This window comes from Lachnoclostridium sp. Marseille-P6806 (assembly GCF_900625025.1).
In the GTDB taxonomy this organism is placed as follows: domain Bacteria; phylum Bacillota; class Clostridia; order Lachnospirales; family Lachnospiraceae; genus CAG-791.
Window position 1 is genome coordinate 62,159 of sequence record NZ_LR130575.1, and the last position, 11,965, is coordinate 74,123.

Annotated in this window: 9 protein-coding genes; all 9 read left to right on the top strand. The window is 54.3% G+C overall.

Annotated elements, in window-relative coordinates; genetic code table 11:
• The first annotated feature begins 89 nt into the window (after positions 1-89).
• The 9 genes from rpsB to E0E20_RS02715 all read left to right on the top strand — a co-directional run bounded on the left by rpsB (position 90) and on the right by E0E20_RS02715 (position 11,956).
• Positions 90-851: a 30S ribosomal protein S2 gene (gene rpsB, locus E0E20_RS02675; protein ID WP_130836551.1), complete on the top strand. Its 762-nt coding sequence runs from the start codon at positions 90-92 to the stop codon at positions 849-851.
• Between the two features lie 100 nt (positions 852-951).
• A complete protein-coding gene (tsf, locus tag E0E20_RS02680) occupies positions 952-1,902 on the top strand; it encodes a translation elongation factor Ts (RefSeq protein ID WP_130836552.1) in 951 nt (316 codons plus the stop codon).
• A gap of 108 nt (positions 1,903-2,010) precedes the next feature.
• Positions 2,011-3,012: an adaptor protein MecA gene (locus E0E20_RS02685; protein WP_130836553.1), complete on the top strand. Its 1,002-nt coding sequence runs from the start codon at positions 2,011-2,013 to the stop codon at positions 3,010-3,012.
• Positions 3,009-3,821 (top strand): pseudouridine synthase, encoded by an 813-nt coding sequence (locus E0E20_RS02690; RefSeq protein WP_242622627.1) that lies wholly within the window; start codon positions 3,009-3,011, stop codon positions 3,819-3,821. Before E0E20_RS02685 ends, E0E20_RS02690 begins: the two co-directional genes overlap by 4 nt.
• 7 nt (positions 3,822-3,828) lie before the next feature.
• On the top strand, positions 3,829-5,865 hold the full coding sequence (gene ligA, locus E0E20_RS02695) for an NAD-dependent DNA ligase LigA (RefSeq protein ID WP_130836554.1): 2,037 nt from the start codon (positions 3,829-3,831) through the stop codon (positions 5,863-5,865).
• Positions 5,855-6,772, top strand: a complete 918-nt coding sequence (gene metA / locus E0E20_RS02700; RefSeq protein WP_130836555.1) for a homoserine O-acetyltransferase MetA — start codon at positions 5,855-5,857, stop codon at positions 6,770-6,772. Before ligA ends, metA begins: the two co-directional genes overlap by 11 nt.
• Before the next feature lie 354 nt (positions 6,773-7,126).
• On the top strand, positions 7,127-10,261 hold the full coding sequence (locus tag E0E20_RS02705) for a glycoside hydrolase family 2 TIM barrel-domain containing protein (protein ID WP_130836556.1): 3,135 nt from the start codon (positions 7,127-7,129) through the stop codon (positions 10,259-10,261).
• Entirely contained in the window at positions 10,248-11,135 is an 888-nt protein-coding gene (locus tag E0E20_RS02710) for a carbohydrate ABC transporter permease (protein ID WP_130836557.1), read from the top strand. Before E0E20_RS02705 ends, E0E20_RS02710 begins: the two co-directional genes overlap by 14 nt.
• The gene (locus tag E0E20_RS02715; RefSeq protein ID WP_130836940.1) at positions 11,135-11,956 is read left to right on the top strand and encodes a carbohydrate ABC transporter permease; all 822 of its coding nucleotides are present in this window, start codon (positions 11,135-11,137) and stop codon (positions 11,954-11,956) included. The genes E0E20_RS02710 and E0E20_RS02715 overlap by 1 nt, the downstream gene beginning before the upstream one ends.
• Positions 11,957-11,965: the final 9 nt, after the last annotated feature.

The following is an 11,965-nucleotide window of genomic DNA, read 5'->3' on the forward strand; positions in this document are numbered from 1 at the left end:
GCAGACAAGTCCTTCCGGCGGTACGGCTTTGTGCCGCTGCCCGCGAGCTGGATGCGGAAGACAAACTAATTTTTAGTGGAGGAAACAAAATGAGCGTAGTATCGATGAAGCAGCTTCTGGAAGCCGGTGTGCACTTCGGTCATCAGACCAGAAGATGGAACCCCAAGATGGCGCCGTATATCTTTACGGAGAGAAACGGCATCCACATCATTGACCTGCAGAAGTCCGTCGTAAAGGTGGACGAGGCCTACAAGGCGGTCTTTGAGATCGTCGAGCAGGGCGGAACCATTCTCTTTGTCGGCACCAAGAAGCAGGCGCAGGATGCGATCAAGGCCGAGGCGGAGCGCTGCGGCATGTATTATGTCAATCAGAGATGGCTCGGCGGCATGCTGACCAACTTCAAGACCATCCAGAGCCGCGTGGCGCGTCTCAACAAGATCGATCAGATGGAAGCAGACGGGACGTTCGACGTGCTTCCCAAGAAAGAGGTTGCGCAGCTTCAGAAAGAGCAGGAAAAGCTGCAGAAGAACATCGGCGGCATCCGCAACATGACCCGCATTCCGGACGCAATCTTCGTGGTCGATCCCAAGAAAGAGAAGATCTGCGTGCAGGAGGCGCATGCGCTGGGCATTACGCTGATCGGCATCGGCGACACCAACTGCGATCCGGAGGAGCTGGATTTTGTGATCCCGGGCAACGACGATGCGATTCGCGCCGTCAAGCTTCTGACCGGCAAGATGGCGGATGCCGTCGTTGAGGCGAAGCAGGGAGAAGAGAACGTCGACGACGAGGCGCTCGCGGCTGAGTCCGCAGCGTCTGAGGCGGAGCAGGCGGCTGAGGGAACGCTGTAATTCAAAGGGCGATTTCCTGCCGCAGGATGGGCAGAACGGATATGCAGCCCGTCTGTTTCGGGACGGGCTGTGTGGTACGATATGTAAGGAGGACAGGCAGATGGCAGTAATTACCGCAGCAATGGTGAAAGAGCTGAGAGAGGTCTCCGGTGCAGGCATGATGGACTGCAAAAAGGCGCTGACCGAGTGCGACGGCAACATGGACGAGGCGATGGAGTTTCTCAGAAAGAACGGGCAGGCCAAGGCGGAGAAGAAAGCGAACCGCATCGCGGCCGAGGGACTTACCCGCATCGCGACGGACGGCGATCGGAGAGCTGCGATCGTCGAGGTTAATTCCGAGACGGATTTCGTGGCGAAGAACGAGAAATTTCAGAACTATGTCGGGAAAGTGGCGCAGCAGGCGCTTGCCAGCAATGCCGCCGATCTCGATGCGTTCATGGCGGAGAAGTGGCTTGAGAATCCGGAGGAGACGGTAAGCGAGGCTCTGGTCGAGATGATTGCGGTTATCAGCGAGAAGCTGAGCATCCGCCGTGAGATGAAGATCGAGGAGAATGACGGCGTTCTTGCGACGTACAGTCATGACGGCGGCCGCATCTCTGTCGTGGTCGACGCCTCCACAGCGGTGGTCAACGATGATATCAGAGAGGCCGTCCGCAATATCGCGATGCAGGTCGCGGCTCTTTCCGCGCAGTATGTCTCCGTGGACGAGGTTCCGGAAAGCTTCCGCGAGCATGAGAAAGAAATTATCATGGCGAACATCCGGCAGGAGAACGAGCAGCTTCCCGAGAACAAGAGAAAGCCGGAGCAGATCCTCGAAAAGCAGCTTGTGGGCCGCCTTGCCAAGGAGCTCAAGGAGATCTGCCTGAACGATCAGATCTATGTCAAGGCCGAGGATGGCAAGCAGACCGTGGCGCAGTATCTGGCCGAGGTCGGCAGGAGAAACGGCACCGAGCTTGCGATCCGCAGATTTGTTCGCTGGGAGGTCGGTGAAGGCATGGAGAAGAAGCAGGAGAACTTCGCGGAAGAGGTTATGGCACAGGTGAAAGGCTGATCCTGCGTCCGGAAGCTGAAACAGGAATTTATTCGAGGAGGCGGGAACTTTCCGTCTCCTCTTTTGCACTTTGTGCGGTTTCCCGCAGTACGGGGAGGACCGCCCGGAATGGTGGTGGACTTGAAATTTCGGAAAATCAATGAGACAACCATCAACTGCATCATCACACAGGAGGATATGCGCGCCCACGGACTGCGCATCGACGACCTCTTTGAGAAAAAAGAGGAGGCCATGGAGTTCCTGCATCAGGTTCTGAACGAGGCGGCGCGCCGCGTGGGCTTTCGCGCGACCGGCGGGGGGACGAGCATGCAGATGTCGGTTCTGCCGGATCAGTCGCTCAGCCTCACGATTTCGGAGCAGTCGCACGAGCAGTTCGACAGGATGCTGGGGGAGCTGCAGAAAAAGCTGGGCATTGTCCTCACGGACAAAATGCGGCGGGATCTCTCAAAGCTGTCGGATGACGAACGGATTGAGAAGCTGAAAGAATACGCGGCCCACCTCATGCGGACGGAGCTGGGAGTTCCCGACCCCTCGGCGGGAACCGAGGCGCCTGTGGAAGACGGCGGGGATGAAGAAGCGCGGGAAAAAGAGGACAGCGGCGAAGAGGGGACGGATGCTTCGGCCGGGGAACCCGGCGCAGGGGAAGTGCCGGAGCCCGGGGAGAAGATGCTTTCCGGCGTCCGGGATTCACAGGATTCGCGGGGACCGCATTCCGGCGGCGCTTTGCCGGGCAGCGGCAGAGCAGCGGCCGGACCCGGCCGCAGCACTCCTGCGGAGGAGCCCGCAGAACAGCAGCTTCGGGACCGGGAGTTTCTTTTTGAATTTGACAGCTTCGGCGACGTTCTCCGCTGCGCCCGCTTTATCAGCAGGCAGCCGGTTTATGCGGAGCGGGGGATCGAGGCCGAGCTCTACGCGGGCGGCACAGCCCCCCGCTACTGGCTGATCCTCACCAAGCCCGAGGGGGAAGATTCCCGCTTTGCCAAGACGGTACTGTCGCTCAATGAATACGGCCGGATGCTGACGTCGCGGCCGGAGGTTCTGGCGCATATCCGGGAGCAGGAGCGCTGCATCCGGAAAGACGATACCATCGGAGAGCTTGCAAAAATATGAGAGAACAGCAGAAGAACCGGCCTGCGGCGGGAGGCGCGCCCGCCGGGGCGGATCGAGTGCCTGCAGCGGAGCGCATGCCTGCCGGGGCGGAGCGCGTGCGCCTGAATAAATTCATCGCAGCCTGCGGTTACTGCTCCCGGCGGGATGCGGATGCGTTGATCGCCCGGGGGAGCGTCACGGTGAACGGCCGTTTGGCGGAGACCGGATCCTCCGTGGTGCCCGGCGAGGATATCGTCCGTATCGGAGAAAAGATACTGCGTCCCGCCCCAAAAAAGACGGTCGTCGCCTTTTATAAGCCGGTGGGCGTGACCTGCACGGAGAGAGACCCCCACGCGGAGCGAACGCTGGCGGACGCCTTTCACTATCCGCTGCGCCTTGCCTACGCCGGGCGGCTCGACCGCGACTCGGAGGGGCTGCTTCTCATGACGAACGACGGAGCGCTCATCGATGCGATGATGCGGGGACGGAACGGTCATGAAAAGGAATATATCGTCCGTGTAACGAAGCGGGTCAGCGATGCGGAGCTGAACCGTCTGCGGAAAGGGGTTTTTCTCAGAGAGCTCGGAGTGACGACGCGGCCCTGCGAGGTAACGCGCCTCGGCGACCGCACGCTTCGCTTTGTGCTCACGCAGGGGCTGAACAATCAGATCCGTCGCATGTGCAGGGCGGTGAACAATGAGGTGAAAAGACTGAAGCGCGTCCGCGTGCTGACGGTGGAGCTCGGGGCGATGCAGCCCGGGCAGTGCCGGGAGCTTTCGGGCGGGGAGCTGGAGGAGCTCCGCGCAGCGGCGGGAATGAGAGAGGTGTGACAGGGCTATGACACGGCAGGAGTACGACCGGCTCGCGGAGACGATACGGTATCATATGGACCGTTACTACAATCAGGATGCGCCCGAGATATCGGACTATGAGTACGACGGCCTGATGCAGGAGCTCAAGGCGGCGGAGAGAGAGCATCCCGAATGGGTGACGCAGGAATCGCCCTCGCAGAGAGTGGGCGGAGAGGCGAAGCGCGAGGCGGGGGTCAAGGTGCGCCACGACGTGCCGATGCTGTCCATCGAGGACGTCTTTACCAAGGAGGAGGTGGAGGCATGGATCGGCCGGATCCATGCGCAGTACCCGGAGGCGCACTTTTCGGTCGAGACGAAGATCGACGGGCTCAGCCTTTCCCTGCGCTATGTGAGGGATGAGGAGGCGGGCGCGCTCCGGCTCGCGCTGGCGGAGACCCGGGGGAACGGCTTTGAGGGCGAGGATGTGACGGCAAACGCCCGGATGATCCCGGACATTCTTCAGACCGTGAAGCTCCCGTATGATTCCTTTGAGCTCCGGGGCGAGGTCTACATGAGCCATGAGAGCTTTGACCGCTTCAATGAGGCGCAGGAGGCGCTGGGAAAAAAGACGGCGGCGAATCCGCGGAATCTTGCGGCGGGGACGCTGCGGCAGCTCGATCCGAACGTGACGCGGGAGCGCGGCCTGCATATGCTGGTGTTCAATGTGCAGAGAGGCCCTGCGGAGCTCACGGCGAGTCATGCGGCGGGGCTTTCGGTGCTCGGGGAGGCCGGCATCCCGGTGGTTCGCCACCGTCTCTGCCATACGGCGGCGGAGGTGCTGGCGGCGATCGATGAGATCGGTGAGCTGCGGGAGGAATTGCCCTACGATCTGGACGGCGCGGTGGTCAAGCTGGACGACACCTCTCTCCGGGACGCCTTTCCCGCAGGGAGCAAGTATTCGAGCGGTCACATCGCCTATAAATATCCGCCTGAGGAGCGCGTGGTGGAGATGGAGGAGATCCTTGTGGACGTGGGGAGAACAGGCAGACTTACGTTCACAGGGCGCTTTCATGACGCCGAGACAGGAAAACCGGCGCGGCTCTGCGGGACAGCCGTGTCGCGGGCGACGCTCCACAATCAGGACTACATCAGCGAGATGCACATCGGCGTCGGGGGGCACTACCGCCTCTTCAAATCCGGAGAGATCATCCCGAAGCTGAACGGCTGTGTGAAAGAGCCGGAGACGATATACCGCGCGCCGTCGCACTGCCCGGTCTGCGGTCAGCCTCTCGTCCGGGAGGAGGACACGGCGGACATCCGCTGCGTCAATCCGTCCTGCCCGGCGCAGCTCACCCGGACGCTTGCCTACTTTGTCTCCATCGGCTGCATGAACATCATGGGGCTCGGGGAGACGTTGATCGACGCGCTGATCCGGGAGGGCTATCTTCATAATTACGCCGATATCTACCGGCTCTGCGGCTACCGCGATGAGCTGGTGGAAAAGGGAATCATCGGAAAGGAAAAAAATACGGACAAGGTGCTGGCGGCCATCGAGAGCTCGAAGCGCAATGAACCGGACCGCCTTTTGGCGGCGCTGGGAATCCGGAACGTGGGACGAACGACGGCAAGGACCATCATGCAGCATTACGCCTCGATCCGGGAACTGATGGCGGCCTCTGCGGAGGAGCTCACGGGAATTCCGGATGTGGGAGAGACCACGGCCGTCTGCATCCGCGATTTCTTTGACAACGGGGAAAATCGGAAAATTCTTGCCGATCTCGAGGCGCTCGGCGTCAATATGGAGATGCTCCGGATGGACGAAGAGGCGCAGCCGGGCCGGCTCGCCGGGCTGACGATCGTCGTGACCGGCACGCTGGGGACGCTGGGACGGCGCGAGGCGGAGGAGCTGATCACGGCCGCCGGGGGCCGCTGCACCGGTTCGGTCAGCAGCCGGACGAGCTATGTAGTGGCGGGAGAAAACGCCGGCTCGAAGCTGGACAAGGCGAGACAGCTCGGCATCCCCGTGATTACGGAGGCGGAGCTGCTTGTGATGACGCAGAGAGGAGAGGGGCATGCCGATTAATATTCAGAATGATCTGCCGGTCAGAGAGACGCTGGAGCGCGAGAATCTTTTTATTGTGGACGAAAACCGCGCGCTTCATCAGGACATCCGTCCTTTGCAGTTATGTATTCTGAATCTCATGCCGAAAAAGGAGGACACGGAGCTGCAGCTTCTGCGGATGCTCTCCAATTCGCCGCTGCAGGTCGATATCACGCTCATGCGGGTCGGGAGCCACGAGAGCACGCACACGTCCTCCAGCCATCTGAATTCGTTTTATTACACCTTTGAGGAGCTCCGCGGACGCCGCTTTGACGGCCTTATCATCACGGGCGCGCCGGTGGAGACCATGGAGTACGAGGAGGTCGACTACTGGCCGGAGCTGTGCCGGATCTTTGAGTGGAGCAAAACGCACGTGACCTCCGTTTTTCACATCTGCTGGGGGGCGCAGGCGGGTCTGTACTATCACTACGGTCTGCAGAAAAAGCGTCTGCCCCGCAAGCTCTTCGGTGTCTACCCGCACAGGGTATACCATCGCAGCGAGCCGATTGTACGGGGCTTCGACGACTATTTTCTGATTCCGCACAGCCGTTATACGGAGGTTTCGGGAAAGGATATTTCCGCCTGCCCGGGGCTGACGGTTTTCGCGGAGTCCGAGGCTGCCGGGGTGCTCCTGTGCATGGCAAAGGAGGGGCGGCAGATCTTCATCTTCGGCCACGGGGAGTACGATCGCTACACGCTCCGCGACGAATTTCTGCGCGACAGGGAGAGAGGACTGGATACGGCGCTTCCGGAGAACTACTTCCCGGGCGACGATCCGGAGCAGGAGCCGGCCTTGCAGTGGCGCTCTCACAGCAGCCTCCTGTACGCCAACTGGATCAATTATTACGTATACCAGCTCACGCCGTATGATATCAGCCAAATTCGCTGAAAATATAATGTAAAGACTGCAAGAGCAGAAAAGGAGCTGCCTCCTTAGAGATTTTTATCTCTAAGGAGGCAGTTCCTTTTTCAGTTGTTTCTTTTTTCTGAAATCCTGTATCGGGGAGAAAACGTTGCTGCTGAAAATTTTACTGGAAACTGGGTTCTTTTTATGTTCATTTATCTGATGAAAGTAAAAAGAAAAAATACAGTAAATATGCGGATTTCAGATATATATGCTGTGTTGAGATGAATAATTCGGGGGTAAACTGATACGGGTCAGATGTTGACAAACAGGAGATAGAATATAATAATATCAGTAAAATAATTATTAATTTCACTAAATTATTATCAGGTGTTCACCATGAATAGAAAAAAGAAACTCTGGGAAAACGAATGTCTGCTGGAAGAGGGGCGCAGAGAACCTCATTGCGATTTCTGCAGAACGTGCTGTGCTGATGGAGCCATTACACTAAACGGAGAATGGAAAATTCTGTATTTGAAAGCTCCGGAATATTCTCCCGAAGGGTTTCAGACTATCGAATTTGACGACAGTGCATGGGATTCGATAGAGGTTCCGTCTTGTCTTGAGAGGAGAGGATACGGTGAAGAACATTATGATGATGTGTGGTATCTGTTTCCTATCGAGCCGCCGTATGTGCCATCAGAAAATCCTACGGCAATTTACAGAAGAGAATTTGACTATCATTTTGCTGTGCCGGAACGCAAAACGGTCCTGCGCTTCAACGGGGCTTCGAGTGCATTTCAGCTGTGGTTAAACGGAAAGTATGCCGGGTATAGTAAGGGGAGCCGCTTAGCTTCTGAGTTTGACATCAGCGGAATGATCCAAAACGGGAAGAACCAGATTACAGTGCGTCTTTATAAATGGTCGGACGGTTCTTACCTTGAATGTCAGGATATGTGGTGGTTTTCCGGTATTTTTCGAACGGTGGAGATCGTCCAGGAGCCGGTGATCGGCTTTGCAGACTGGCAGATAAAGGCCGGATATGATTTTTTGAGAGGGATCGGCATCCTTGAACAGAAATTTGTTTTGCCGGAAGGAGATATCGACGCACGGAGCACTGAGATTTCCTGCATTTTGAAGGATGCAGAGGGGAACGAGGTTGCTGCGTGCACAGCGGGGGATGACGGAAGCAGTATTCTGCGTATTCCTTCTGTTCATCCATGGAGTGCCGAAGACCCCTATTTATATAATTTGCATATCAGTCTGCTTATTGAAGGTGTGGCGGCAGATGAGGCCTTTGCGAGAATTGGATTCCGAACGGTTTCGGCAGATAAACACCGGATTCTGATTAACGGCAGGCCGATTCTTATTAACGGGGTCAATATGCATGATTTCAGTCCGGAGGGCGGACTGACGGTTGATCCAAAGCAGGTGGAAGAAGACCTGAGGATGATGAAGCGGTGCAATATCAATGCGATTCGCTGCTCTCATTATCCGAAAGAAAGTTATTTCTATTACCTCTGTGACAAGTATGGGTTCTATGTCATAGACGAAGCGGATCTGGAGCTTCATGGCTTTGAGTGGATTGGGCAGTATGACTGGCTGAATCGTCTTCCGTCCTGGAAAGATGCCTATTGTGACCGTGCAAAGCGCATGGTGATGGAGCACAGAAACCATCCGTGCATCATTATGTGGTCTCTTGGTAATGAATCCAGTACAGGGCCAAACTTTGCTGCGGAAGCAGAAACCATACGCAGTCTTGATGACACGAGGCTGATCCACTATGAGGGAGATTCGGAAGCAGACATCACGGATGTTTATTCGACGATGTACACAAGGCTGGACGGCATGAAGAAGATTGCCGAAGGGCATGACGCGCATGATAAACCGCATATCCTTTGTGAATATGCTCATGCGATGGGAACAGGTCCGGGCAATTTGGAAAAGTATCAGAAGCTGTTCCGCAGCTATGAGCGCCTTCATGGAGGATTTATATGGGAATGGTATGATGAGGCCCTCGCAGAGAGAACAGCGGATGGAAGAACCGTATATCGTTACGGCGGAGATTATGGCGATATTCCGAACAACGGCAATTTTTGTGTTGATGGCCTGCTGAAACCGGATCGCGTTCCATCCTCCGGACTTTTTCATCTGAAGCAGGTTATTGCTCCGGTCCGCGCAGAGCCTGTACAGGACAGCCTGCCGGGGACAGTATGTATATACAATGATAACCTGTTCCGGACGCTTTCTTATCTGAGACTTCGCTATGAGATCGTGAAATGCGGCAAAATTGTCAAGACAGGAGAAAGAAATCTGTGTGCGAAGCCACAGGGGAAAGAAATTTTGGTTGTGCCGGTATCGGAGGAGGACGTAATTGATGACGAGAGTTTTCTGAATCTCCATTTTCTGTACAGGGACAGAACGCTGTTCGCAGAAAAAGGCTATGAAATGAACATGATACAGCTGCCTCTCAGCCATACCGGACGCATCGACAGGGGGCTTAAGAAGCAAACAGCTAAGAGCAATCCTATGCAGAGCTCAGCTGTGATTTTGAAAGAGAGCAGAGGACTATCGAAGATTCTCGTCAACAAATCTGCGGCTGAGCTGGAGCTTACAGCTTCGGGCCCGGAAAGAAGGTGCCTGACCCGATTTAATCTTGTGACAGGACAGCTTATTCATGCCGAAGCGGATGAATTGCCGTGGATACTGGATGGTCCCCGTCTGGTGATGGATCGGGCAGTTATTGACAATGATATGTATAAAGCGCCGGACTGGTATGGCAAATATTTTCTTCAGCGCTGCGTGGAGGAACTGGAGGATATAAGCATTAAAGAAACGGAAAGCGGTGTGGAATTTTTTGCTCAAACATTGTTTGCTCCTGTCAGTCAGTCTTTTGGCTTTCATGCCGCTTACCGGTATTTCTTCCGGAAAGACGGAATCCTGCTTCTTGATCTTACGATGAATGGATATCACCATGGTTCGTTTTATCCGGAATTTATTCCGAGGCTTGGAATTGAGATGCGGCTGCCGGAGTGGTGCAGGAATGTAGCCTGGTATGGAAGAGGTCCGATGGAAAATTATCCGGACATGAAATCCGGTGCATATGTCGGACGCTTTATTAAGACTTTGTCAGAAATGGATGAGGGATACATCAAGCCTCAGGAGAACGGACACAGGTGCGATACGAGGTGGCTTGCCCTCTCGGGCGATATAAACGGCAGGGAAATGGGATTTCTTGCGGTGGCAGAATCTCCAGTCGGATTTGATGCACATGATTATTCCATAGAAGATCTTGCGGGAGCAAAGCACCGGGAGGAGATTCCGCATCGGGATACAGTATTCCTCCATCTGGATGCTATGCATTCCGGACTTGGGACGAATTCCTGCGGAGAAGAGCAGACCTTTGAGAACAAGACAAGGCTCAATGATTATAGAATGCGTCTGGCATTTACAGCATGGAGCGGGCAATTGGAAAAAGCGGTAGAGGCTTGCAGAGAAGCGCTGGGAGGAATGGACGGAAATGAAAAATCATAGGAAAGGGCATCTGATCAATAAAGGAAATGCTCCTTATGTACTGCTCGCGCCGACCATTTTGATTTTTGTTCTGTTTATGATTTATCCGATTATACGATCTTTGTATCTGAGCTTCTTTGAGCTTAAATCGGGCTGCTATCAGTTTGTCGGGCTGCATAATTACATTGTGCTCTTTCACGACAGGACCTTTTACAAGAGCCTGTTTAATACGGTGGTCTATCTGGTCATTCAGGTGCCTGTAATGATATTGCTTGCACTGGCAATAGCGGTTTTGATTGAAGAGAAATTCCTGCGCGGGAAAGCGTTCTTCCGAACCTCTGTTTTTCTGCCGTCAATCACGGCATTAGTGGCGTATGCCCTGGTTTTCAAAGTCCTTTTGAACGGAGACCATGGGCTGATCAATTACGTCATTGAATTGTTTGGAGCTAAGGGCGTCAACTGGTTCTACGGGGAATGGTCGGCAAGAATTGCCATTATTATGGCGATAACCTGGAGATGGACAGGATACAACATGATTATTCTTCTGGCCGGTATTCAGTCTATACCGGATAGTCTTCAGGAAGCGGCAAGGATCGATGGAGCAACAGCGCGGCAGAGGTTTGTATATATCACAGTCCCGATGGTTAAACAGATCATCCTGTTCTGTACGATTACATCTACAATCGGAACGCTGCAGCTTTTCGATGAGCCATTTATCCTGACCTCCGGCGGGCCGAACAATGCGACCATCACCATGGGTGAATACCTGTACGATAATGGTTTCCGTTATCTTAAGTTTGGATATGCCTCTGCGATCGGGTATGTGATGACGATCATCATATTTCTGCTCTCTGCATTACAGTTCAAAGCAACTGCGAAAGGAGATACGGATTGATGAATAAAATAAGCCGTTTTTTCTGTTATGTGGTGCTTATCCTGATTGCGTTTATTTCGTTGTTTCCTTTTTATTTTATGTTTGTGTCCGGAACCAACAGCAACGAACAGATCCTGTCCATTCCGCCAAAGCTTACACCGGGAACGGAGCTGGCTGAGAACTTTGGCATTCTGATTGGAAAGATGGATCTCTTCCACAGCATTCTGAACACGCTCATCATATCCATTGTATATACGCTGTTTGCTGTTTTGTTGTTTTCGGCAGCGGGGTACGCGCTTGCGAAGTTTGAATTCCGCGGAAAGAAATTGATTTATGGTTTCATCATGGGCACCATGATGATCCCTTCCCTGGTTATGTATGTTCCGCTCTTTGAAATGATGATCCGGTTTAATCTGACGGATACATACGCGTCTGTTATTCTGCCGCTTCTGGCCAATGCATTCGGCATTTTTCTGATGCGGCAGAACATGCTGGGGTTCCCGTCGGCGCTTCTGGAAGCAGGAAGAATAGATGGGGTCGGCGAATTAGGACTGTTCTTCCGGATTGTATTGCCGAATGAAAAACCGGCGATCAGTGCATTGGTGATCTACATGTTTACAAGTATGTGGAACAACTTCATGTGGCCCTTGATTGTACTGCAGAGCGAAAACAAATATACGCTTCCTATTGCCCTTGCTATGCTGGACGGAAATCCCACGAATAAAAACTATGCGGTTATCATGCTGGCGACGGCAATTGCGACTCTGCCAATTCTGATAATTTTCATGCTTTTCCAGAAACAATTTGTCGCAGGTGTTATGGGAGGAGCAGTGAAAGAATAAATGGGAGGC